The organism is Acetatifactor aquisgranensis, assembly GCF_943193215.1.
Lineage (GTDB): Bacteria > Bacillota > Clostridia > Lachnospirales > Lachnospiraceae > Acetatifactor > Acetatifactor aquisgranensis.
This window is the reverse complement of record NZ_CALPDH010000017.1, coordinates 71,824-95,776: the sequence shown is the minus strand read 5'-3', so window position 1 is coordinate 95,776 and position 23,953 is coordinate 71,824. Positions and strand designations below refer to the sequence as shown.

At 52.4% G+C, this 23,953-nt stretch carries 26 protein-coding genes and 1 pseudogene; 9 read left to right on the top strand and 18 right to left on the bottom strand.

Going from position 1 to position 23,953, the window contains the following annotated elements; all coding sequences use genetic code 11:
- Positions 1–42 precede the first annotated feature (42 nt).
- The 3 genes from NFS35_RS15590 to NFS35_RS15580 all read right to left on the bottom strand — a co-directional run bounded on the left by NFS35_RS15590 (position 43) and on the right by NFS35_RS15580 (position 2,316).
- On the bottom strand, positions 43–951 hold the full coding sequence (locus NFS35_RS15590) for a GH116 family glycosyl hydrolase (protein ID WP_251208051.1): 909 nt from the start codon (positions 949–951) through the stop codon (positions 43–45).
- Positions 893–1,891 (bottom strand): GH116 family glycosyl-hydrolase, encoded by a 999-nt coding sequence (locus tag NFS35_RS15585; RefSeq protein WP_251208050.1) that lies wholly within the window; start codon positions 1,889–1,891, stop codon positions 893–895. The genes NFS35_RS15590 and NFS35_RS15585 overlap by 59 nt, the downstream gene beginning before the upstream one ends.
- Positions 1,892–2,043: 152 nt before the next feature.
- Complete coding sequence (locus NFS35_RS15580; RefSeq protein ID WP_251208049.1) at positions 2,044–2,316, bottom strand: hypothetical protein; 273 nt, start codon at positions 2,314–2,316, stop codon at positions 2,044–2,046.
- Here NFS35_RS15580 and NFS35_RS15575 point away from each other — a divergent pair.
- Entirely contained in the window at positions 2,276–2,950 is a 675-nt protein-coding gene (locus NFS35_RS15575) for a helix-turn-helix transcriptional regulator (protein WP_251208048.1), read from the top strand. The two genes, NFS35_RS15580 and NFS35_RS15575, sit on opposite strands and share 41 nt — an antisense overlap.
- Here the strand turns inward: NFS35_RS15575 and NFS35_RS15570 are convergent.
- Positions 2,886–3,905 (bottom strand): aldo/keto reductase, encoded by a 1,020-nt coding sequence (locus tag NFS35_RS15570; protein ID WP_251208047.1) that lies wholly within the window; start codon positions 3,903–3,905, stop codon positions 2,886–2,888. The genes NFS35_RS15575 and NFS35_RS15570 overlap by 65 nt on opposite strands.
- Positions 3,906–4,141: 236 nt before the next feature.
- On the opposite strand from NFS35_RS15570, the gene NFS35_RS15565 reads away from it, so the two are divergent.
- On the top strand, positions 4,142–5,134 hold the full coding sequence (locus NFS35_RS15565; protein ID WP_251208046.1) for a phosphotransferase family protein: 993 nt from the start codon (positions 4,142–4,144) through the stop codon (positions 5,132–5,134).
- A gap of 17 nt (positions 5,135–5,151) precedes the next feature.
- On the opposite strand, the gene NFS35_RS15560 is transcribed toward NFS35_RS15565, so the two are convergent.
- Both NFS35_RS15560 and NFS35_RS15555 read right to left on the bottom strand, forming a co-directional pair.
- A complete protein-coding gene (locus tag NFS35_RS15560; RefSeq protein WP_251208045.1) occupies positions 5,152–6,141 on the bottom strand; it encodes a Gfo/Idh/MocA family protein in 990 nt (329 codons plus the stop codon).
- A gap of 99 nt (positions 6,142–6,240) precedes the next feature.
- Entirely contained in the window at positions 6,241–6,492 is a 252-nt protein-coding gene (locus NFS35_RS15555; protein ID WP_251208044.1) for a hypothetical protein, read from the bottom strand.
- A 110-nt stretch (positions 6,493–6,602) separates the two neighbouring features.
- Here NFS35_RS15555 and NFS35_RS15550 point away from each other — a divergent pair, with 110 nt between their 5' ends.
- Together NFS35_RS15550 and NFS35_RS15545 are read left to right on the top strand one after the other, a co-directional pair.
- A complete protein-coding gene (locus NFS35_RS15550) occupies positions 6,603–6,755 on the top strand; it encodes a hypothetical protein (RefSeq protein ID WP_251208043.1) in 153 nt (50 codons plus the stop codon).
- The gene (locus NFS35_RS15545) at positions 6,752–6,928 is read left to right on the top strand and encodes a hypothetical protein (RefSeq protein ID WP_251208042.1); all 177 of its coding nucleotides are present in this window, start codon (positions 6,752–6,754) and stop codon (positions 6,926–6,928) included. The genes NFS35_RS15550 and NFS35_RS15545 overlap by 4 nt, the downstream gene beginning before the upstream one ends.
- A 25-nt stretch (positions 6,929–6,953) precedes the next feature.
- On the opposite strand, the gene NFS35_RS15540 is transcribed toward NFS35_RS15545, so the two are convergent.
- From NFS35_RS15540 to NFS35_RS15515, 6 genes and pseudogenes are all read right to left on the bottom strand, one after another.
- Positions 6,954–7,433, bottom strand: coding sequence for an aldehyde dehydrogenase family protein (locus NFS35_RS15540; protein ID WP_251208041.1), 480 nt, complete (start codon positions 7,431–7,433; stop codon positions 6,954–6,956).
- A pseudogene (locus NFS35_RS15535) lies at positions 7,433–7,612 on the bottom strand (iron-containing alcohol dehydrogenase); the annotation flags it as partial. The gene NFS35_RS15540 and the pseudogene NFS35_RS15535, both read right to left, overlap by 1 nt.
- A 93-nt stretch (positions 7,613–7,705) precedes the next feature.
- Complete coding sequence (locus NFS35_RS15530) at positions 7,706–8,146, bottom strand: Rrf2 family transcriptional regulator (RefSeq protein WP_251208040.1); 441 nt, start codon at positions 8,144–8,146, stop codon at positions 7,706–7,708.
- A gap of 39 nt (positions 8,147–8,185) precedes the next feature.
- Entirely contained in the window at positions 8,186–10,483 is a 2,298-nt protein-coding gene (locus NFS35_RS15525) for a xanthine dehydrogenase family protein molybdopterin-binding subunit (RefSeq protein WP_251208039.1), read from the bottom strand.
- 37 nt (positions 10,484–10,520) lie between these two features.
- A complete protein-coding gene (locus tag NFS35_RS15520; RefSeq protein WP_251208038.1) occupies positions 10,521–10,973 on the bottom strand; it encodes a (2Fe-2S)-binding protein in 453 nt (150 codons plus the stop codon).
- Positions 10,973–11,764, bottom strand: a complete 792-nt coding sequence (locus NFS35_RS15515; RefSeq protein ID WP_251208037.1) for an FAD binding domain-containing protein — start codon at positions 11,762–11,764, stop codon at positions 10,973–10,975. Before NFS35_RS15515 ends, NFS35_RS15520 begins: the two co-directional genes overlap by 1 nt.
- Positions 11,765–11,926: 162 nt before the next feature.
- Between NFS35_RS15515 and NFS35_RS15510 the strand changes: the two genes are divergently transcribed.
- From NFS35_RS15510 to NFS35_RS15490, 5 genes are all read left to right on the top strand, one after another.
- Entirely contained in the window at positions 11,927–13,060 is a 1,134-nt protein-coding gene (locus NFS35_RS15510) for an ABC transporter substrate-binding protein (protein ID WP_251208036.1), read from the top strand.
- Positions 13,060–14,040: a FecCD family ABC transporter permease gene (locus tag NFS35_RS15505; RefSeq protein WP_251208035.1), complete on the top strand. Its 981-nt coding sequence runs from the start codon at positions 13,060–13,062 to the stop codon at positions 14,038–14,040. The genes NFS35_RS15510 and NFS35_RS15505 overlap by 1 nt, the downstream gene beginning before the upstream one ends.
- A gap of 23 nt (positions 14,041–14,063) precedes the next feature.
- Positions 14,064–14,855 carry an ABC transporter ATP-binding protein gene (locus tag NFS35_RS15500; RefSeq protein ID WP_251208034.1) on the top strand — a complete coding sequence of 264 codons (792 nt, stop codon included), beginning with the start codon at positions 14,064–14,066 and terminating at the stop codon, positions 14,853–14,855.
- A 73-nt stretch (positions 14,856–14,928) separates the two neighbouring features.
- Positions 14,929–15,270, top strand: coding sequence for a winged helix-turn-helix domain-containing protein (locus NFS35_RS15495; RefSeq protein ID WP_251208033.1), 342 nt, complete (start codon positions 14,929–14,931; stop codon positions 15,268–15,270).
- A gap of 7 nt (positions 15,271–15,277) precedes the next feature.
- Positions 15,278–16,162, top strand: a complete 885-nt coding sequence (locus tag NFS35_RS15490) for a nucleotidyltransferase family protein (protein WP_251208032.1) — start codon at positions 15,278–15,280, stop codon at positions 16,160–16,162.
- 2 nt (positions 16,163–16,164) lie between these two features.
- Here NFS35_RS15490 and NFS35_RS15485 read toward each other — a convergent pair whose 3' ends face one another.
- From NFS35_RS15485 to NFS35_RS15460, 6 genes are all read right to left on the bottom strand, one after another.
- A complete protein-coding gene (locus NFS35_RS15485) occupies positions 16,165–17,568 on the bottom strand; it encodes a uracil-xanthine permease family protein (protein ID WP_251208031.1) in 1,404 nt (467 codons plus the stop codon).
- A gap of 178 nt (positions 17,569–17,746) precedes the next feature.
- Positions 17,747–17,962 carry a hypothetical protein gene (locus NFS35_RS15480; protein ID WP_251208030.1) on the bottom strand — a complete coding sequence of 72 codons (216 nt, stop codon included), beginning with the start codon at positions 17,960–17,962 and terminating at the stop codon, positions 17,747–17,749.
- 11 nt (positions 17,963–17,973) lie between these two features.
- Positions 17,974–18,516 carry a polysaccharide deacetylase family protein gene (locus tag NFS35_RS15475; protein WP_275564693.1) on the bottom strand — a complete coding sequence of 181 codons (543 nt, stop codon included), beginning with the start codon at positions 18,514–18,516 and terminating at the stop codon, positions 17,974–17,976.
- Positions 18,517–18,656: 140 nt separating this feature from the next.
- The gene (locus tag NFS35_RS15470) at positions 18,657–19,133 is read right to left on the bottom strand and encodes a PD-(D/E)XK nuclease domain-containing protein (RefSeq protein ID WP_251208028.1); all 477 of its coding nucleotides are present in this window, start codon (positions 19,131–19,133) and stop codon (positions 18,657–18,659) included.
- A gap of 196 nt (positions 19,134–19,329) precedes the next feature.
- A complete protein-coding gene (locus tag NFS35_RS15465) occupies positions 19,330–21,468 on the bottom strand; it encodes a hypothetical protein (protein WP_251208027.1) in 2,139 nt (712 codons plus the stop codon).
- Positions 21,468–23,948, bottom strand: a complete 2,481-nt coding sequence (locus NFS35_RS15460) for a hypothetical protein (RefSeq protein ID WP_251208026.1) — start codon at positions 23,946–23,948, stop codon at positions 21,468–21,470. The genes NFS35_RS15465 and NFS35_RS15460 overlap by 1 nt, the downstream gene beginning before the upstream one ends.
- Positions 23,949–23,953 lie beyond the last annotated feature (5 nt).

Genomic DNA, 23,953 nt, shown 5'->3' with positions numbered 1-23,953 from the left:
GTCGGCTCTGTGTTTGTTGTATCATATGCTATCATTTTTCTTCTATACTATCAAGCCGCTTTTCACATTTTCTTCGGAAAAGATTATCACGATTTCGTCTCCCCGGACAATGCTGATGCCTTCAAAGGATATCGCCTCTCTGCCGCTTTCCCGCTTTTCCTCAAAGGGAATCTCTTTCCCATTCAGGGAAAATGCCAGCACTTTCCGGCAGCCGCCGATCCGAAGTTTCTCCAGCCGTACCCCCAAAAAGACTTTGTCAAATGATATCTTCACATACTTTTCTTCAGCCCTGCCGCATCCGATTTCCGCTTTCGCCCAGAAAGCCGAAGCGATAAACGGCAATACTGCCGCAGACCGAAAACCATATCCGTCCGCATCAAATTTAATCGCATTTTCATCCAACTGCGGATGAAATCCCGTCATGGCATTCAGGACGAACCAGATTGACGGCGTGTTCATATAGCGGTCAATGCCGCCCCAGTCGGGCAGGCCGGTGACGCAGTTGTGCCAGAGAGTGGTGGTACAGGGCGCCTGGATCAGCTCCGTGACAATCCTGCCGAAATGGCGCAGGTTCGCCATCCCCTCCTCCATGCCCAGATACATGGCAAGGCAGTCGGCGAATACCATGGTATACTGAGGCCATGCCTGCTCCGCACAGTCCCTCTGCACCATTCTGCCCTCTTTTGTCACCTTAATCGGCGCCAGCGCATAACGGGATGTGTCCCCATTGTTCTCATAAATGGTCTTAAGCGCGCTCCTTACCATGTCCTCCGGCAGGACACTTTCCAGCCCCAGCAGGCGCACCATCCACTCTCCCGCCGCCTGGCCCACAAAAATCTCGTCCGATTCCTTTCCCATCACGGGATTATAAAGCTTGTTGAAATAGGTTCCGTTAAACAAAGCGGCGGATGACGGCCATATTCTCTCTGGCTCCCGCAAATCTGTTCTCATAAAAATGTCCGTAATTCACGCGCTCACTGCCTGCGCCGTATTCCATTTCCTCTTCCTGATGCATGGGCGCAAGCTTTGCGCGCATCTCCTCATCCATTCCGGCAGCGCCGCCCGCGAAATGATTCGGCATATACCAGGAAAGGGCAACCGGGAGCACCAGCCGCTCTCCCGGATCCAGGCTGATTTCAAAATCCAGGACTCCTGCGGGATGGCAATTTCCCTCCCTGCCCTCCGGCGTCGGGGCGGGGAAGCCCTCCCCTATGGCTTTCAAAAAGCCCTCCTGCCCCTCCAGCACATTCCACCAGTGAAGAGACAATTTAGCTTTCTCCTGCTTTTCCGCAAACAGGGCATACTCTCCCACCGCATTGGGCAGCTCTTTTTCTCCCTCTCCCGGCAGAAAGACAAGCCCCTCCCATTTCTCCTCCGAAACAGGAACGATACGGTTCCCTGTCCGGTCACAGCGCCAGGTCCTGTCGGGCAATGCGCCGCAGCCGGACAAATGCTCCCAGGACAGGTACAGCCGCAGGGAAAGCGGTTTCCTCTCGGAATTTCTGAACACGAACTCAAACCGGGCTCCCGGAATGGAGGAATCTTCGTTTTCGTGGGGAATATTCGGGCAAAAGGCCGTCAGTTCTGTTTCAAAGACAGGATTGCAGCACGCATAGACGACTTTCGCGAACGGATATTCCGCCCGAAAACGAATCCTGTCCATCCCTTTCCAGGCACCCTCGTCTCCATCCCGCAGAAGCCTGATTTCTTCTTTTCCCTCAAAGTTTTTCATCCCCACGGCAAAAAAACAGCCGGGTGTCTCTGTAAATGGGGCGGACCAGTTGTTATTGCATCCAACTGTACCGATTCTGCCATCCGATCTTAATTCTATCATTCCTGTGCCGATTCCCCCCAGCGGAACGCCTGTGGGATATCCAAGTGCAAATTTCATGTCCCTCTCCATTTCCTTTCATTGTCTGTTATTATGGATATTTGCAATCGCTCTGCAGATTAGTATATAATACCTTTTTCCAGCAATCAACCGGCAGATGCGGACAGCCGCCAGAACCATGCGTGCATCATTCTGGCGGCCATTCTTAAAGATCAATAAGCAAAGTCATCCCTGGTCCTGGACTGTTCTGTCATATAGTCAAGAAATTCCTGCATCTGTCCGTTTTGGTTCGTCCGCAGATACTCCTGATAATCCTCCAGGATTTCCCGGGCTTCCTCTTCAGACTCTGCGAAGAACGAACGATTTACATATTCGCTTTCCTTCACATCGTCAAATGCCCATTCCGCAAACTCCTGATATCCCTCATATCCGGACTCCACCGCATTGGCAAGGCAGACTCTGACCGCCGGAGACTGCGCGGTCATCTTTCCGGGCCTGATTCACAGCTACCGCCGTTTTACCGAAAATAAGATTCTTCTTCTGATTTTCTCCCTTTCCATGACAGGTTTTCATGCCCGCTCCATCCAGAAGCAGATTCCGTCCACGCCCTTCCTTTCCGCCTCTGACCTCCCGGCAGATGTCTGGCTCTCCGCCAATCGCCTGAAAGGACTTTTTATTCATGGACAGAAAGAGGCGCCCTCCGCCACGGATTTCTCCATGATGGAAAGCGCCTGGATTCAGGTGCTCCTGGCCCTGCTGATGCCGTCTCTGCATCTGCAGGAACGCGATTTGTCCGCAGACACCGGGATTACCTATCGGCTCATACATTATATCTCGGAACATTTTCAGGAACCGCTCACCTTAGAGCAGCTGGCCAGGGAACTTCATATCAGCAAGTATTATCTTTCCCACATTTTCTCTGACCGTCTGCAGATGAATTTCCGCCAGTATCTGAACCATATCCGCCTGGATTATGCCCTGCAGCTCCTCCGGACCACGGATTACTCCGTCACACGGGTGTGGGAAGAAGCGGGATTCAACAGTCAGCGCAGCTTTAACCGTTTCTTTCAGGAGAACCTTGGAGGGACTCCGCTGGCTTATCGGAAGGCAGGAAACTGAGGTAATCCTCTTCCGCGAAAGGAATCTCCAGCGTACCGCACACATCTGCCACATGGGCCGGGCTGGACGTGGCGTACAGAGGCACGCAGGCAAATGGCTGGTACCTGAAAAACCCCATCACTGCCTGTGTCACCGAACAGCCATACTTCTCTGTCAGCTCCCTTATCCGCTCCGCGGCTTCCCGGTTCTTCTCCGTATTGTAGTCGCTTCCCTTTATCCTCTCCCATTCCCCGGCCAGGAATTGCTGGAAGAAACCGTTGCAGTTGCCTGAGAAAGGCATTTCCAGCACCTCCGGATGCTCTATGTGGAACCGATATGCCTCCCCTCTTGTGCAGCGCAGCGTGGCGTCCGCCAGATCGTCCATATATTTCATCCCGATATTCAGCAGGCTCTGGTCCGCCACGAATCCCCGATAGCCTTTCTTGCGGCAGTAAGCCACCGCCTCCAGCATCCTGTCCGCATCCCAGTTAGAGCACGCGTAGTAACGTATCTTGCCCTCCCGCACGAAGTCTTCCATGGCCTCGATTTCCCCCTCCACCGTCTGGCGCCTGTCGTCCCGATGATAGAAATAGATATCGATGCGGTCTGTCCTCAGTTTCCTCAAAGAGTCCTCCAGATCTGTCCGCATATCCGCGCGGGTCATCCGGCTCTGCCCCCTGTTCGGCGCTCCCTCCGCGATCTCCGGATGACCGCCCTTTGTCATCAGTACGATCCGGTTGCGCTTGCCGCTCTTTGCGAGCCAGTCCCCGATCACACGCTCCGACCTGGCCCGCTCCCCCGGCACCCAGTCCGAGTACACATGGGCGGTATCAATCAGATTCCCGCCGCAGTCCAGATAGGTATCGAAAACCCTCTCTGCCGCCCCGCTCTCCCTCTCCAGCCCCGCGCCTCCTGTTCCGAGCCCGATGGGGTAGACCGCCAGGTCCGTATCCGGTATTTGTATCCTTTTTTCCATCCTATTGCCTCCTCTGCTTTTTCCGAATTGTCCGATTCGCATTCTTTATTGTATTTATAGCATATGGCAGCAGGCTTGTCTACCCGGTTGCCCAAAATAAGCGCGCTGACAGAAATGCGAAATTTTCTTGACATTTCATCCTCCGGCAGTATAATCGACAAAGAATGGAGATTGCACTAAGGAATCACGGAAGATAGCGGACATGGTACGCCGCAAACAGGAAAAGGAGAGTTTACATGGCATCATCATTATATCGTGAACTGACAGACTATGAGTTGAACATGCTTGTATCAGAAGCGCTGCGCGCCAAACTCATTTCCGCGCATCCGCTGACGGGCGGGCTGTTCAACACCACATATCTCGTGGAGACAGAAGAGTACGGAAAAACGATTCTCCGGGCAGGCCCCGTGAACCGCCATCTGCTCATGCCCTTCGAGCACCATTTGATGGAGGCGGAAGAAACTGTATATTCCCTTTGCGGCGCACAGGGCATCCCTACATCGGAAATCATGATAGCAGATACATCGAAGACGCTTCTGGACCGGGATTTCATGTTCGTCCGCTACATACCGAGCCATCCCATGAGCGAAACGGAATTGGATTCTCAGGACAAGGACCGCATCGTCCGGGACATCGGCGCTGCCACAGCAAAGCTTCACGACATTTCAGCGCCCCGCTTCGGACGAATCGTAGATGTGAAGCGCGGCGGCGGATTCAGCCGCTGGAGCGATGCCCTGGCCCACGAACTGCACGAATGGGAAAAAGTGGGCGTCCCCACGTCGATTTTCAGCCCGGAAGAGCACGGAGAAATCCGGCTGCTGTTTGAAAAGGCAGCCCCTTACCTTGACGAAATAAAAAAGCCCCGCCTGGTCCATACAGATTTCTGGTTCGGAAATATCCTGATCCGCACCCACACGGAGCGCCCTGAATTTGCCGCCATCATCGACGCGGACAGAGCGCTCTGGGGGGACACGGACTTTGAGTTTTCCTCCATCCAATGGTCTTACGGCGAGGCTGCTTTTTGGGAGGGATACGGCCGCCCTCTCGCCTGGGACGATGCCAGCCGTATCCGGCGCAGCGTCTATACCCTTTTGAACCGCCTCTGGAATTCCTATGTATACCAGGAAGAATATAATGAGCCGGAAAACGCCTCCCACGAAGCGGGGGATGCAAGGCTGCAGATGGCGTATCTGAAAGAGGCTTTCTCTCATGGGGCTGCCTCCCGATAAGCGGGAACCCTTTCCCATTACAATCCGCTGTCTTTTGTGGCTTCAATCCGATCAAACAGCTCCGCGCAACGCGTGGTCATCTCCCAGGAAGCCGTCGGGCTCTGGAGCCTGCCTGCGCGGATGCAGTCCATGACCTCCTGAATCTCGTAGGTAAAACCGTTTTGGGTGACCTGGTCCCGGAAATGCTCTGTCAGCTCTCCTTTTGCGTCGTACAGAAAGGCCTCGCTCCCATAGTGAGGCGCGGGAAGAACGATTCTTCCCTGGCTTCCATATACCACAAGTCTGTCTTCCATCGACGCCACGATACTGGCAGTGAGCGTGGCCATGCAGCCCGGGTACTGGAGCACCACATGGTCCGTCACATCCACACCCGTCTCTCCCCACCTTGCGGCCACCTGGATGCCGGAGGGACTTTGGCCCATCAGATGCGCCACGATTTCGTAGGCGTAGACCGTGATATCATATGCGGCTCCGCCTGCCAGCTTCTTGTCAAAAAAACGGTTGGCGGGATTTTTCTCGGCAAGAAATCCGATGGAAAAATCCACATGGGTCAATTCTCCCACGCGGCCCTCTTCCATCCACTTCTTCACCTGCCCAAGAGGCGGCAGGAAGAAGCTCCACAGGGCCTCCATAGCGAATACGCCTCTCTTTTCCGCCTCGGCAAACAGGCGCTTCGCCTCCGCGCCCCCGGTGAACATAGCCTTTTCGCACAACACGGGGGTATCATATTCCATGCAGAGCATGCACAGGCGGAAATGGTCGCTTGGCAACACCGCGATGTACACACAGTCAGGCCTCTCCTCTTTCAGCATCTGTTCGTAGTCGCCGTAGGCATGGCAGATGCCGTTCTTTGCGGCGAACGCCTCCGCCTGCTCCGCGGATTTGCTGGCTACCGCCGTCACCACGGCTCCCGGCACCAGCCCCGCCGCATGGCAGAACCTGCCGGCAATATTCCCCGCTCCCATAATGGCGAACCGAAATCTTTTTATGGAATGCCCTTTTTCCATATCCCTCTCCCATCTGCCCGCCGACAGCGGGCTCTTTCCTGATATATGTTCCCGCACTTCTTTTGCGGCCGGCGCCGGAAATCCATGATAACCGCGCGGTTACCCGACGATAAAGGCCGTCGTGCCCAAATCGTTTTCTTTCAGCTTCTGAAGATTCTCTTCCAACGAACCCTCCCGCAGTTCCAGGCTGTAACGGAACTCTCCGAAACCGGACAGGTCCATCTTGAAATTCGTCTCCCAGGTATTATTCATAACCCAGCTGTACACGGGACGGCGATTGTTCCTCTCCATGGAATGTTCATCTTCCATGGTGCCGCACAGCACAATAGGATGACTCTTCATCTCTCCCATATAGAGCAGCGGCGTATCGAAAGTATTGATCAGGATGCATCCGGGAATGTTTTTCCCGCCTTTGCGCCGGACGGGCCGAAACCGTCATCGTAGCGGAATGCTATCCGGGCGTGAATCAGGAGGAACTGAAAGGTCTGTTTCCCCTTTCGGAGACAGCGACGGTGATTCACAGCGACGATCTGGCCTTGCCGCCGGAAGAAATCGATGAAACCATCCGGCGAGACCTTACGGAGAATCCTGTATTCGGAATCATGACCATGTGATGAATCTGGTAGAGGGGGAATCCGTCACGCTTATCAGCGAAACTGCCGGGTTCCCGCCTCTGGAACTGCACTATGCGGAGACCTGCATCGTTCCCGAGGCTGCCGGGGCATACCGAATCTGTTCCACTGATGGAGCACCAGTCAAAGTCATTCTGGCATGTGTCCGCAATTAGTACATATGACTGTTTTTCAGGACTGTCATTTCAGGAACATACGAATCAATCCATCTTTTTTCCTGTTATACGGCTGGTACCGCAAAGGCATGTCGATCCAGCCGTATTTTTTCAGGACATTTTTCTCGTGGGTGAAAGTCTTGAAGCTCTTCCGCCCGTGATAGGAACCCATTCCGCTGTTCCCAACGCCTCCGAAACCCATCCGGGATGTGGCCAGATGCATGATGGTGTCATTCACGCATCCTCCGCCGAAAGACACTGTCTCCAGAAATCGTTTTTCCGTATTTTTATCTCTCGTAAACAGATAGGCAGCCAGCGGTTTCTCTCTCCCCCGCACAAAATCAAAAGCCTGCCCGATTTCATCAAAGGTAAGCACCGGCAGGATGGGGCCGAAAATCTCCTCCTGCATCACCGCGTCCTCCCCGGTCACATTGTCCATCACTGTAGGCGCGATCCGCAGTCTGTCCGAATCCGCCTCGCCTCCGTACACAAGCTTATCCGGCATACCGCCTCCTCTGCCATCCTGCGGGTCAGCTTCGTGGTGCTGCCTCCGATGTAGGCCTCCACCGCGTGGGTCAGCGCGTCCATCCCGGTGGTGGCCGTAATCTGCCCGGGCAGGCCGGTGGTCACACGGTAGTCCAGCACGGCGTAGCGGGGAATCAGCGCGAAATCATTGATCGGATATGATTTATCAAGTCCAAAATATCCCCGCCGCTTATTTGCTTTTTAAGGAAAAAGCACTCTGTGACGGCAGAACCGATCACAAAGCGCCTCTCTCTATCCCGCGATACCGGGGCAATGCTTCAGGCCATCCGCCACATCCGCAATCGTATATTTCTTCATTTCATTTTCCATGGCCTCCTGGATATCCACGAGCTTGCCGTCCAGCACAGTATGGATATTTCTTCCCACCGGACAGTCCGGGTTGGGATTTTCATGGAAATGGAACAGCTCCCCCTCCTCCAGCAGGTCTACCGCCAGATATACATCATAAAATGTAATCTGGTCTATGGGCCTGGCCGCCGTCGTGCCCCCTGTCCCCCGGGCCACCTCAATCAGCCCGGCGTTTTTCAGCTGGGAAAGAATCTTCCGTATGATGACCGGGTTGACATTGATGCTGGATGCAAGGAAATCGCTGGTAATCTTATAATCCTTTCCAAAGGTTTCCATACAGGCAAATATGTGGATGGCAATCGTGAACCGGCTGGATATCTGCATCCTCCCACCTCCAAGCTGTTTTCCCATATTTTAAGCTTTTTACGGTTTAATGTCAATGTTTACATGAATCTGCTCCGGAGTGATGGGCAGCTCCCTGTGCCAGACTCCCGTGGCCCTGTAGATGGCGTGGGCAATGGCCGGGGCCGGTGTGTTGATGACAATCTCGCCGATGGACTTCGCCCCAAAAGGTCCGGTGGGCTCATAGCTGTTCTCAAACTCCACCCGAAGTCTGCCCATGTCCAGGCGGGTGGGCAACTTATACTGCAGGAAAGAGGACTCCGCCAGGCAGCCCTTTCGGTCGTAATGCACATTCTCAAAAAGCGTATGCCCAATCCCCTGTACGATGCCCCCTTCCGCCTGAATCCGCGCCAGAGCGGGATTGATGGGAATGCCGCAGTCCACTACAGCCATGTAATCCAGTATGGTCACCTGCCCTGTGAGCCTGTCCAGCTCAATCTCCACCATGCCCACCATATAGGGCGGCGGGGACACCGGCGACGAATGGGTGGCGCTGGCCTCTGCGGATTTCGAACTGAACGCCTGGGTCCTGTAAGCGATGTCCGACAGGCTGACCGTCTGCTCCGTTTTGACGCTGCGCACCTGGTTTCTTTCAAATGCCACTTCTTCCACATCGCATTCCATCATTTCGGCAGCGATGGCACAAATCTTTTTCCTCAGATCCCCACAGGCCTTTTCCACGGCTTTTCCGGTGATGTAAGTGGTTGAGGAGGCATAGGATCCGGAATCGTAAGGCGAGGCGTCGGTATCCGCGCCAAAGACAGCCACATCTTCCACATCGCATTCCATGCACTCGGCCACCATCTGGGCCAGAATCGTATCGCAGCCGGTGCCCATGTCCGCCGCTCCGATGAGGAGATTATAGTGGCCGTCCTCGTCCAGCCTGACAGTGGCGGAGCCCACGTCCACATGGGAGATTCCGGAGCCCTGCATGGCCATGGCCACACCGGCCGTCCGGACCTTTCCGTTCCCCATATCCCTGACGGGGTACTTCTCCTCCCAGCAGAACATTTTCCTGCAATGCTCCATACAGCGGTCCAGGGCGCAGGCATTGGCCGTCTCGTCATAATAAGCCGGCATGCGCATGCCCTCCCTGACCATGTTCCGGTCACGGAGCTTTGTGGGATCTATTCCCAGCTTCTCCGCCAGCTCGTTGACCGTGGTCTCCAGGGCGAAGATTCCCTGTGTCGCACCGTAGCCCCGGTAGGCGCCGGCTGCACAGGTGTTCGTGTATACCACATCATAGCCGAACCGCCAGGCTTCCAGGCCGCCTGTATACAGCGGGATAGATTTGTGGCCGGAAAGGCCCACCGTAGTCGGGCCATGCTCTCCGTAGGCGCCGGTATTGGACAGGGTATATAAGTCCAGCGCACGGATTCTGCCGTCCCTGTCGGCTCCCAGGCGCACGCGGATTTCCATCTCATGCCGGGGAGAACCTGCGATCTGGGCCTCTTCCCGGGTGTAGATCAGCTTGGCCGCTCTCCCGGTCCGCAGGGTCACAAAAGCGGGATAGACTTCGCAGACCGCGGTCTGTTTGGCTCCGAATCCGCCGCCGATTCGGGGCTTTTCCACCCGAATCCGGCTCTTTGGAATGCCCAGGGCCCGGGAGAGGATGCGGCGGCAGTGGAAGACTATCTGCGTGGAGGACACCACATGAAGCCGTCCGTAGCGGTCAAGACGGGTATAGGTGCGGAAAGTCTCCATCATGGCCTGATTGAAAGCCTTTGTATGGAAAGTGCGGTCCAGCCGGATATGGCACTGCTCCAGCACCGCCTCCACATCCCCCTGGGAGCTGGTGTCGCTGGCCACCAGGTTGCGTCTGTTGTCGCCGCCCACTTCACAGGGCGGATACCAGTCCTCCTCGGGGTGCACCAGGACGGAATTGTCCCTGGCTGTGCGGAAATCCAGAACCGGCTCCAGCACTTCGTATTCCACCTTGATCAGTTTCATGGCCCTGCAGGCGGCTTTTTCCGACTCCGCCGCGATAATGGCCACCGCGTCTCCCACGAAGCGCACATGGCGGTCAATGATCAGGCGGTCATAGGGAGAGGGCTCCGGATAGGTCTGTCCCGCAATGGCGAACCTGGTGGAGGGCACGTCCTCCCAGGTATAGATATCCACGATTCCCGGCACTTTCTTTGCAATCGACGTGTCGATTTCCCGGACAATGGCATTGGCGTGGGGACTGCGCAGAAGCTTTACTGCCAGCGCGTCACCAGGCGCGATATCGTCCATATACACCGCCTTTCCCAGAAGCAGCTGCATGGCGTCTTTTTTGCGGACGGATTTATTGATAGATTTATATTCTTTCTGTTCCATAGGAATCCTCATTTCTTTGCTTTGCTGTGTCCTGCAATTATTTGCGGCTGTCCAGATAATTCCGGATCCCCCGAAGCTGTCCGTCATAGCCGGAACAGCGGCACAGATTTCCCGCCAGAAAAGCGCGGATTTCATCGTCAGTTGGGTCAGGATTCTCCCGGAGCAGGGCAATCGTATTCATCACCAGCCCCGGATTGCAGAAACCGCACTGGTCGGCGCCCTGGTCCGCAATGAAGCCTGCGAACTCTTCCGCCTCCTCCTGAAGCCCCTCCAGGGTCTGTACCTCATGTCCGTCCGCCCGGGCCGCCAGCACGGAGCAGGAAAGCACAGGGATTCCGTCCATGAGCACCGTGCACAGTCCGCAGTTGGAGGTCTCGCAGCCCCGTTTTACGCTTACGCACCCATGGCTGCGCAAAAAATCAATCAGCAGATGGTCAGCCTCTATATGAGCGGTTACGTTTTTTCCATTTAATTTTATCGTTATTTCCATCACCGTCTTCCTCTCAGTTCCGCAAGATTTCTCTCCGTCAGCACCCGAATCAGATGGGTGCGGTAGGCAGCGCTGCCGCGGATATTGCTTTCCGTTGGAACCGTTTCTGCCACATATCCGGCAAAGGCCCTGCAGCCCTCCTCCGTAAGGCCGCCGGAAAGGAATCCCCTCTCATCCCGGACTGCCATGGCCCTGGCCGGCCTCGCGCCGATTACGGCCCGGTACTCTCCGCCTATCCGGGACAGCCCGCAGGCAATCACAGGAAAATCCGTCCGCTGATTCCGCATGGTTCTATAGGCAAAGTCCCCGGGAGTCTTCTTCACGATAATACGGACCAGAATATCCCTGTCATATTTCATGGCCGCAAACTGCTCCAGCGGCAGAATGCCCCCCTTGTACAATTCCACATAAGTCTCCATGGCCAGGAAAACCGTCAGCACATCGGAAAAGCCGAACCGTCCCCAGATGCTGCCTCCTGCCGTGGCCAGGTTTCGGAACTGAACCCCCACGATATCCCGCACGGCTGCCGCCGCAGCCCCCCGGGTATAGGCGTTCAGTCCCTCATGAAGCTCTATCTGGCGCAGAGAAACCATAGCGCCGATGGCAAACTGCTCCCGGGTCTCCTGAATCGTGTCAAGTCCCAGCCCGCAGAGGTCAATGGCGGTGTTCACGTTTCCATTTCCCATTTTCAGCCACAACATGCCGCCAAGAACCCGATTTTGCCTGTTCTGATTCAGCCGGTACGCCTCTTCAAGGCTTTCCGCCCGGACATATTTCTGTATATTGATCACGGCGAATACTCCTTCCGGATATGCTTTGTCTCCATATATAGCTCTTTGAGAATAGAATCTGTTCTTTGATTCTATTATAGCAGTACATCTTGCTTTTGAAAAGATGGCTTGTTATAATAGTAGCGTTGTATTTTCAAAACTATAACGAAGAGGAGATCAATTATGAAAAAGTTACTTTCCCTACTGCTGGCTATTGCAATGACTCTGTCCATAGCTGCCTGTGGTAAAGACGAATCTATGGAATCAGGCTCCGGTTCCTCCGTTCCCGGAACCATTGCTTCCGACGCTCTCACAGAGTCTTCCACGGAATCCATCGAAAACTCTGCCCAGGACGATATGTCGTCCGATGAAGCTTCTGATGACTCTGCCCCTCACTACCCCATCACCCTCACCGATCAGGCGGGCCGCCAGGTGACCATTGCGGAGGAACCCCAGAAGCTGGTCAGCGGCTATTATATCTCCACCAGCCTCCTGATTGCCCTGAATCTGGAAGACAAAATCGCAGGTATAGAAGCCAAGGCTGACAAGCGGGCCATCTACAGGCTCAGCGCTCCGGAACTGACCGGCCTGCCCAATGTAGGTTCTGCGAAAGAATTCGATTTGGAAGGCTGCGCCGCTTTGGAGCCGGATTTGGTCATCCTGCCGCTCAAGCTCCAGGATGCCGCCGGGACGCTGGAAGACCTGGGCATTTCTGTCCTGCTGGTGAACCCGGAAGACCGGGAGCTGCTCACCGAAATGATTCATCTGGTGGCGGCCGCTACGGATACCGAATCCCGGGCCCAGGCCCTGCTGGACTTCACCGCCGCCCAGGAAGAACGCCTGTCGCAGGCCCTGGCCCATGCGGAAACTCCCCGCGTCTATCTGGCAGGCAATTCCAGCATGCTGTCCACCGCGGGAGACGCCATGTACCAATCCGATATGATCAGTCTGGCAGGCGGTGCCAATGCGGCTGCCGAAATCACGGACAGCTACTGGGTGGAGATAAGCTACGAACAGCTCCTTGCCTGGAATCCTGAGTACATCATCCTCGCCTCGGATGCGGAATACAGCATAGCGGATGTGCTCACAGACCCGAACCTGGCAGGCTGCTCTGCCGTGGCAGACGGCAATGTCTATCAGATGCCCGGCAATGCCGAAGCCTGGGACAGCCCTGTGCCCGGCGGCATCTTAGGCTCTGTGTGGCTCTCCGGCATCCTGCACCCTGACCTGTGCACGGAAGCCGACTGCGCCGGGGCGATCGACGAATACTATGAGACTTTCTATGGCTTTGCATACAGCGAAAGCTGCTCTGACTGATGGGCAGGAGAACCGGAGCAGCCAAAGTCATGTGCGTACTTGGCGCTCTTGCCATGGCGGTACTGTTCGCGGCCAGTCTGTTCGTGGGGAAATATCCCTTATCCCTCCGGGAGCTGGCAGCCGGCAATGAACTGCAGCTGCGGGTGTTCTGGACCCTTCGGGCCAGCAGGACCTGCGTGGGCGCTGTAGGCGGATTTGCCCTGGGCGCGGCGGGCTTCGTCTACCAGACTGTCTTCCGTAATCCCCTGGCATCCCCGGATATCATCGGGGTCTCCTCCGGCGCCAGCGCAGGCGCGGCGGCAGGCATTCTGTTTTTCTCCGGAGCTGCCGCCGTGACGGCTTCTTCCTTTACTGGTGCGCTTCTGGCGGTAGTCATCGTACTGGCCCTTTCTGCTTTGGACAAAAGCGGCTCCAAAAATACCATCGTACTGGCCGGAATCGCCGTCCATTCCCTGGCCCAGACGGTCCTGATGTGCCTGAAGCTCACCGCGGATCCGGAACGGCAGCTGGCCTCCATCGAATATTGGATCATGGGCAGCCTTAACGGCATCAGCGGCTACTCCACGGGCGGGAACCTGCTCCTCTGCGCCCTTTGCCTGGCGGTGCTTTTTCCTCTCCACCGCCAGATTATCCTGCTGTCCGGCGAGGAGGGCGAAGCCCGGATGCTGGGCGTCAGCGTGGGGAAGCTGCGGCTTTTCGTACTGCTTACGGCAACCCTCACTGTATCCGCCGTGATAAGCCTCACCGGGCTGATCAGTTTCATCGGCCTGCTGGCTCCCCATGGGGCAAGGCTCCTGACAAAGGATAACCGCCAGGCCACCATGCTGCTCAGCGGTCTGGCGGGAGGTTCCCTGCTCATGGCAGCGGACATCCTGGCCCGCAGCGCGGCTTCCACGGAGCTGCCTGTGAGCATATTCACCAGCCTGCTGGGAGCGCCCTTTTTAATCCTGCTCATCCGCAGGCAGACAAAAAAACACTAAAAAAGATACGGGAATCATAGCCAATGGATTTTTTCACTGTTGAAGACCTGACTGCCGGATACGGCAAAAAAGAGATAATAGACCACCTGTCCTTCTCTGTGGACAGCGGCTGCCTGGCGGGCGTCCTGGGGGCCAACGGCAGCGGCAAGACCACCCTGCTGAAAGCCATCTGCGGAATTCTGCCCCATACCGGCAGCTGTATCCTGGAGGGAACGACACTGGAAAAGCTGAATCCCAGGCAGCTTTCGCAGCGCTGCAGCTACATTCCGCAGAGAAGCGGAATCTCCATTGACATCTCTGTTCTGGATGTGGTTCTCATGGGCTTCAATCCCTGGCTCGGCCTGTTGGAGCGCCCCACCGCCTCCATGGAACAGAAAGGCCGCAAAGCCCTGGCGCTGGCCGGTCTGGAGGGAAAAGAGCAGCAGAATTATCAAACTCTCAGCGAGGGGCAGAAACAGCTCTGCATCTTCGCCCGTGCCCTCTGCTGCGAGGGACATCTCCTGCTGCTGGATGAACCTGAGAGCGCGCTGGATTTCCGATTCCGCTACCAGATGCTGGAACGCCTAAGGCGCTGGCTGTCAGAGGATGCCAGAGCCGCCATAGTGACCCTCCATGACCCCTCCCTGGCATTAAATTACTGCCACAGGCTGCTTTTGCTCTCGGAGGGTAAGATTCTGGGGACTCTTTCCCCCGGGACGGATTCCCTCCCCCGGATGGAAGAACTGCTGGAGCAGATTTACGGACAAATCAGCCTGGCCAGACTGCCGGCCCGCAGCGGCCGGGAGCATCTGGTGATGCTCCGGGAAGAGGCATAGCCGGAATATCCCTCTCCTATCCACGGCTCAAACTATCTGCCATGCGGCAAAACCACTGCAAGGAGAAGTTCTTATGAAACCAGTAACACGAATCCGTCTAATGGACGACAACGGACAAAAGTTCTTCGGAGAGGGGCCGGCCCGGCTGCTCCACGGCGTGGAAGAAACAGGGTCTCTCCGGGCCGCCGCAGCCTCCATGGGCATGGCCTATACCAAAGCCCTGAAGATACTGAAAAACGCTGAAACCGCCCTGGGCTTCCCCCTGGCCGTCCGCGCCGCCGGAGGAAAAAACGGGGGCGGGAGCCGCGTAACGCCTCAAGGAAAGGAGCTTCTGAACCGATATGAGTCCTACCGAGACGCCTGCATACAGGCTAACCGCAGACTGTATCTGGAATTCTTTCCGGAACAGCCGTAAACGTCACTTGATTCTCACAGGAGCCAGGAAAAGCGGTAAGACCACGCTGCTGTCCCGGCTCTCTCCCGCCGGATTCCGCCTCCTTGGAACCGCTTCCCCGCGGCAGTGTGCGGAAACGGACAGCGAATGGATTTCCATTGACGAAATCGGATATCCGGAAACCGTATGCCCGGAATACTGCGATGAGATTCTGCGTCTGATGGAAAAAAAGCGTCTCATCGCCGTAGTCCGAACGCAAACGCTGCCTTTTTTAGAGGAACTATGCCGCCGTGACGATGTTTTTCTGGTAGATTTGGATTCCCCCTTTGGGAACCCGGGCTGTGTCATCATGGCTTCCGGCCTGGGCAGACGTTTCGGCGATAATAAGCTGATGGCCGATTTTCGGGGAAAGCCCTTACTGCAATGGACTCTGGATGCCACGGAAAGCATTTTCAGACTACGCATCGTAGTCACAAGACATGCGGCAGTCAGGGAACTGTGCCGCAGACAGAATATCGATGTGATTTTCCATGACCTGCCCTACCGCAGCGATACTGTCCGCCTGGGGCTCCAGGCCATCCTCCCGGACATCGACAGCTGCATGTTCTGCCCCGGAGACCAGCCGCTGCTGCGATGGGACACCGTGGCTTCCCTCGCCCTGAGCGCTTTCCATGAAAAAGAGGGGATCTGGCGCACCGCCTTTGAAGATGCCGTCGGTTCCCCTGTGCTGTTCCCGGCATGGGCTTTTCCGGAACTTCTGACGCTCCCTGAGGGAAAGGGCGGCGGCTTTGTGCTGAAAAAATATCCCGGACAGGTGCACACGACACCTGTCCGGGACAAATATGAACTTATGGATATCGACACGCCGGAAGATTTGACATTTTTGGCGGAGCAATCCCTGCCTGCACAATAAAGCTACTTCGCTTCTTTCTTATCCTTAGGCAACAGGATATTCAGCAGAATCGCCACCATGGCGGCAGGTACAATACCGGAGCCGCCGAAAATCAGCTGAACGGTCTGGGGCGTATGTGCCAGAATGCCCGTGTTCGCGCCCATGCCGTAGCCCACGCCCAGCGCCACCGCCACAATGGACAGATTCCTGGGAGTAAGGGGCTCCTTGGTAATCAGCTGAATACCGCTGATTACGATGGAGGAGAACATCATCACCGCAGCGCCGCCCAGAACGGACTGGGGCATGATGGACACCAGGGCTCCCAGCTTGGGACAAAGACCGCACAGAATCAGGAAAACAGCGCCGGTTGCCAGGGCGAATCGGTTCACCACCTTGGTCATGGCAACCAGACCCACGTTCTGGCTGAAAGAGGTATTGGGCAGCACGCCGAACAGCGCCGCAAAGCCGGAACCCAGGCCGTCACAGGTGACGCCGCCGGACAGCTCCCTGTCCGTAGCTTCCCGGCCTAAGCCGCCCTCCATGACGCCGGAGATATCTCCCACTGTCTCCACTGCGGTGACAATGAACATAATCAGAACCGGGATGATGGCCCGCATATCGAACACAGGTTTCACAGGCATCAGTCTGGGAATCTCAAACCAGGCCGCATCGGCCACTTTCTGCCAGTTCAGCACCCATGCCCTGGTATATTCCACGCCCTCCGCCGTGACGCCGGTAACGGGCAGTACGAAGCCCATGACAACGGCTGCAGCATAGCCGCAGATGATGCCCAGCAGAATGGAAGAAGAGCTTAAGAATCCTGTCGTGCCATGCTTGAACACCAGTATCATCACCAGCACGAAAATCGCCAGGCACAGGTTTTCCACAGAGCCGAAGTCAGCGGCATTGTTCCCGCCGCCGAAAGAATTGATGCCCACGGAGATCAGGCTCAGGCCAATGGACAGCACCACCGTGCCGGTGACCACCGCGGGGAAGAACCTGCGCAGGGGTTTCAGGAAAAATCCCAGAATCGTCTCAAACAGACCACCTATAATAGAGGCCCCCATAATGGCGCCATAGGCAATGACGCCGCCTCCCATGGTGGCGGCCACGCTGTTGAACACGCCGATGAAGCCGGAAGAAGTGCCCATGATGATGGGGACCTTGCCGCCGATAGGCCCGACTGCGAAAAGCTGTACCAGCGTGACGATACCTGCTATCAGCATGGCGTTCTGCAAAAGGCTCAGCTGAAGACTTGCGAATTCGCCGCTGGCAATGCCGCAGGCTCCGGTAATGATGAGCAGCGGCGTCAGATTGCCCACGAACATGGCAAGCACATGCTGCAGCCCCAGGGGAATCGCCTGACGCAGCGGCATCTTTCCGTCCAGCTGGAAAGCAGCTTCTGAAAGTTGCAAATTGTTTTTCATACTTTCATCCTCTCTTTTGTCAAACTTTTTTACTCTCGCACAGGAGCAAATCCTTTTTCTATTGATTATACCCCTGTCTCTTATACAGCTTCACAGTATAACATACTGCTCCCTGGTTGTCACCCATTTTTCTGGCATGCTCTCTCATTTCTCTGTTTCTTGGTAACGTCTCACATACTCACTGTCTCTTTATGACCAGAACTGCCACATCGTTCACATTGGTCCCTGTGGCCCCGGCGACAATCAGTCCATCCGCTACTTTCCGATTCCGTATCAGAGTAATCTTCTCATAGCTTTTCCCGCATCCGTCACATTCATAAACGCTGTCCCTGCTTGTTATCAGTTTTCCGCAATCCGTGCACTTCTCACAAAATACTGTGAATGATGTCCTCATCCCCCCGCCGGTCAGTCAAACAAAATCTCCTCCACCGTCACAAAGGTATAACCCTCCTCCAGCAACTCGTCAATAGCCTTCAGCGCCGCAGTCACGGAAGTATCATAATAATCATGCATCAAAATAATGTCGTTCTCCCCGGTCTTGCTGACGATTTTCTCTGTAATCCGCCCCACGTTCCGGGAACTCCAGTCCAGCGGATCCACGGTCCAGAGCACCGGGAACATATTCAGCTCCTTCTCAAAGCTTTTATCCCAGGAACCATAGGGAGGCCGCACATACTGTACTTCCTCCCCGGTGATTTCCTTCAATACTTCATTGGTCTTGATTAGTTCTTCTTTGAATTTCTCCCGGTTGCTCTTGGTCAGCTGGATATGACTGTATGTATGATTTCCAATTAAATGCCCCTCTTCAAACATTTTCTCGATAATATCCGGATGTAATTCCGCATGCTCCCCCGTTACGAAAAACGTAGCTACCACTCCACGCTCTTTCAATCCGTCCAACAGCTGCTCCGTATAGCAGGGGTGCGGGCCGTCGTCTGCTGATGTCAAGTATGGACTAAAAGTTTTTTAAATTTTTTGTATTTTAGGTTCTATTTCTTTAAATCAGCTATCTGACAAACATTATTCCCTTGCCATATAGTCCATTCTGGCAGATAAATATTAGCCGTACCATGCCTCCCAAACTCTCTTCACGCTCTCCCAATCAGCACCTGGCTCCCATCAAAGGCAAATCCATACTTCCTAATCTTTCCGGGCTCAATCCCTCTGCTTAACAGCACAGCTTCATACCGCTTCCCCTCAATCTGCTGCAACGCGGCCTTTACTCCGTCTTCCAGAGTTTCTCCTCTTTTTGCGTGGACTACCTTGAATTCGATGATAAATGCGGCATCTCCCGCCTGCTTCGGTTCTATCATGATATCATACCGTCCCAAGCAAGTGCAGCTTGCTTTCCGCTCCTCTCTGTTGGAAGTTATGACATAGCGATTCTGCAGCTGAGCCAGAAGCCCCAATACAAACCCGTGATAAAACCGCTCCGGTTGCGCTTTCTCTGAGGGCTTCTTTCCGGTGTCGAAACTGCTGAACATTTCACCGGACACCTCGTTCATATAATCGTTCATTCCCTCCAAATCATCGGAAAGCAGCGCTTTCAGAAAACCATCCTGCATTCCGCGGCACACCCCGAACCACTTTCTGATAATATGCAGGTTCCCTATCATTAGGAAAGCCTAGGACCGCGCACAGCGGAGAAGCGCTGCTGTCCCCAGCCTTTTCCATCGGCATCTATAATATTGCCACAAAACCCAATCTTATTCTAGAGGCCGGGTGTAGACAGAGCCCACGGGAAAAACAGTCAGGATGCTCTTATTTCCCGCAATACGGACAGATTGGATGTATTGTTCCGCCTTCCAAACGTACCCCCGTAATATTCTTAAACCCCAGCTCGTTTTCCCTTGCCATAACTCTAAATCCGGGATTATCTATTCTTACCGATGTGGTTTTCGGTAGAATGTATCTTGTATAAGGGAATCTGCGCTTGCAGCTACTGCACTGTGTATCAATTATTTCAAACCCGCATGTACAACAGCCGAATATATTATTTTGTTCACCCTTACCGGCAAAAAGCTTATCACCACATATTGGACATACATCTCTTTCACAATCAAGAGCTATCATATGATCCAATAATATCTTTGTATACCTTCTGTAGGAATTTATATCTCCAATCCCTATAGGAAGGATAGCATAACATGACTTTATCTGCCCCGTAGCATCATTTGCTTTTCCATATGTCAAAAGGCCATTAAGAACAGTCTGATCCTCAATATTGACGAGCTCATTCGGTCTTGATGCCGTAAGAATATAAACCATATCAAAGGACTCATTCTTCAGCTTACCCAAAAGGATACTCTTCAGTTGGGAAATCTCCTCGATATTATCAGGCACGATATATTTCCATGGTAGCATTAAGCATCTTCTTGATTCTGTATTTGCGTTATGGAAAGCGGCAACCAGTTTCATCTTGAAATCTGCAGGCCATGCCGTCTTGTTCTTAGGCCAGGTTTTCTTCAATTCACGGATTAGATTCTCTTGTTCCTGATTACTCCAAGGTCGGTCAAAGACAAGCATGTTACCAGATGCACGCACGCCAGAAAAACGCGATATGGTTGCACCGTTAATATCAATAGGACCGCAATTAACCTCTATTGGATTATCAACATACATTTCAAGACAAAACCCATTAATATCCAGCGATGCCACATTATAATCTGACAGAATAATATGCCACTTTTTAAAATTATAAGTAATATTCAAAAGCTTTTCGCCTTCAAATATTTCTTCTGTCAAATCTGAAAGTTTAAAATTAAAATATCTTAGCGCAAAGATAAATAGAATTTTGCAAAACAGCGCATACTCTCCTGTGATATCCTGAACAGCCTCATATGGATTAACCTCTTGCCGGTTAAGCATTAATTCAGATAACTCATATGCATATTTATAGTATTTATCCATCATGAAGATATTGGTCTTCTTTAGCTTCCCTTTTATAGGTCTCTGACGCTTCAGCGTTCTGTACAAAGGGGTGGATCTGCACTTGGACAATTTCTCCAGAATGTTGGTTATATGCTCACGCTGATCCTCTAAGAGCATTTGATTATAGGCAACGCTTTCATTATCCATACCTTTAAGGAGAAGATCGCGTGCATGAAAATATGTTTTCTGTTCACCGCTGACCGCATGTCCATCATCTATATCCATCTGCATTGAGCAATCTATGTTTTCTTCGCTTAGCACCTTCATTTCCTTATAGAGTTGATCGACGATTGATTTAACAGCAACATTTTCGTATATTGCAAAATCATCCTCAAGTGTTCTTGCCAGAAGTCTTTCCGGAACAAGCCCGCTCGCTTTGATTCCTTTCCAGTGTTCGCTGTGGGAGGCAAGGTGTCGAATCGATTCCTGTCCGATTCTTGATACAACAGCAGCAGGACGGATTTCATTTATTTGTTTTAAATGCTGCTTGGGCTTCTGAAAAATATGCGGTAATTGATTTGTGCATTCCTCCATAGCCGCCACATCATAATCCTTTGTGATGGATTCAAATTTACGATTAAAGGTGCACAGGGATATCTTCAGCGTATCCAAATCCTCCGATATGGCAGAGAAAAGAATATCCTCATCCATTCGTCCCTGTACCAGCTTATTTGAGAACGCTGTCCTTAAAGTGTTGTAATCAAATTTTGTTTCATCCCTACACTGACCGCACAATACTCTGATGCTATATACACTTCCATCAGCCTCGATTTCGAGAGGACAATCCTTGATTTCTATATCTCTTGCCTTGTTCTCAACCTCATAGGAATCGCCGTTAATATAAATATGTGAGGAAGCTATTTCCCGAATCAAAAGCTTACCTGAATCCGGCAAAACATAACTGGTAAGCTCCGGTGACAAAGTCTTTTTATTCTTTTGTCTGTCAACATAGGTTACCGTCATAGCCATCAGTTTTCAATCCCTCCGGTTTTCCAGTCTATAAAATCCTTTGCACGTACAAGACCATTTCTTTCAAAGATCGCTCTCAGTTTTTGTGCCGCTTCCTTGCTTAATTCCTCATATTCCAGTTTTCTTAACACTTTATTTGTAAGCTGAAAGTCGATTGCTTCGTTAATCAGAGTCGTCTTCATCTTTTCATCTATCCGTCCATTTGCAGCAGAAATTCCAGCTGCTATATAAACTGGAACGAATATATTCATCTGATCCTGAATACGATTACCATATGATATCCTGAAGCTTGATTTTAGTATGCTTTCAATCTCCTTCAGAAGCTCGCTTTCTTCCGCCTTGAAAGCACAGTTCTTACTATTTGTAGCATTCATGAACATTTTGCTCAATTCCCCATATGTAAGGAATATCCTTGGCACCTCTGCATCAAGCCTTGTACCTGTAGCTCTGGTATTAAAATTCAGAACCTGTGCTCGGTCATATACTTTATCAGTAATCTCAAATGTCGATTCATCCCTGTTCGCGGTACCAATAAACCACACATTTCTCGGTATCCGAATAGTTTTTCCGTCAATCAGATGCTGAGGACCGCCAACGAGGCTTCTGGTCTTTGTTTTATTCTTAAATCTCTTGTCAGCAAGGTACTTTATGAGCTTAAGCTTATCGCCCCCGGATACTGTGGAATTTGCGTCATCAGATAATGTGTTATTCTCTGGATAAAGCTTTGAAACTATTTCTTCCAGTTCCCTTGCTTCATCAGATTTATCCTTTTCAATAGCCTTTATTACCTCTTCCGTAATCTCAGTCGGCAACTGCCTCATGTCAGTGTCTACCAGACGAATAACCCAATTTTCCTTCTTGTCTTCCAATACGGAAAGGAAATCGGCAAAATAATACTCCACACGTGAAAGATTCATCTCATCAAGCACTATAAAATAGATAGTGTCCTCATATCTTTCACATCCTGCACGGTACAGATTACATGTGAACTCTTTTGCAGTAAATTTCTTGCTGAAGTCATTATAGTAACCCAACAATTCATTTCTATCTCTCCATGAAGATTCAACCGGGACAACACAGATTTCGCCCAAAACAGCCTCGCAAAAAATCTTCGGCAAGCTGGTTTTTCCGGTTCCGGACATACCCTGAAGAATCGATAACGGTGATGCAGCAAGACCAGCAATAAAGGCACGCATATCCTGCTCTGAATAATAGAGCGGTTTGGACTGTGCGGCCGCATACCTTCTGACATGATCCACAAGACCCTTTAGGTTTGTGATGCCTTCATTCTTACTGCTCTGACGTTCTCCAAAACGCACATAGCTATCTCCAGTATTAGCTGATTCATCAACATCAATCGCCGTCAATGCCGGACATATTTCTCCTACATTACTCTCCAGCATACGTTTAGTGTTGTTCAATTCCGCCCTTAAATGCTCGTTCAGTGTCCGGAGAAGATCCAACTGTGCCTTAAGCTGCTCATATTCACATATGGAGTTATTGAGCCGTGTTAATTCAAGTCCTTTTGCCGCATTATCGTTCTGAAGATTTCTAATCTGTGTAAGCCATTCATCCTTCGACTCATACGCTGCGAGCATTTCATTCAGTTGCTGTTGCGTAAACCGGCTGCATTTGTCCTCAAGCTCCTCAATTTTCTTACGCAGAGCATCATTTTCCTGTTGTAGCTCTTCTGGGGAAACGCCTTCCGAGCGAATCATTCGTATCCTTATTTTGTTCAGCTCCATCTGGGCTTCTTCAAATTCATGTCGGACAGATTCAAGCTGGTTAGCACGAAGCTCTAGCGCTTTTTCGAGAGACGCTACTGCATCGGGATTGGCGTTTTCGTATATTAAGGCCTGCTTTTGCACTCTCTTTTCTTTAATCTTCAAAGCTCTCTCTTTTCCGTCCAGCTCAATCTCCCTATCTTCGATAGTCTCTTCTCTCTCATCAAGTTCCTTCTTTTTGTCCTTTATTGCTTTCAGTAATTCTTCATTCTGCTTATCTGCTTCTTTCTTTGCCTTTTCAATTATGCCACCTGCTTCTTTTTGAGCACCATCCAGAATCTTTTTTTGCTCATTCTCAATTTTCTCAGCATTCTTTTCAAGGGATGAAATCTTTTTTTCAAGGTCGCCTACTTCCTTTTGGAGACGCTCGTTCTCGGCAACAGCTTCTTCGTGTTCCTTTTTCAGCAAATCCTCAAATTCTTTTTTCCGAGCCTTCTTTTCTGCTTCCAGTTCCTGATCCATGTTTGCCTTTTTCTCATCATATTCTTTTGAATATTCATCCATCAGTATGGATTTAAACTCTTCCAACTCAGATTCCGAAGCCAATTTTGCTTTCCTGGCAAGTTCCAACAATTTTTGATTTTCATCCGAGAGGCCGTTAGAATTTGTTGAAGAATTAGGAGTGCTGGCAGCTGTCTTTGATGCTGACGGCTGTGCTGATTTTGCATTCCTATTATTTCCTTTCCTTTTTCCCATTTCAA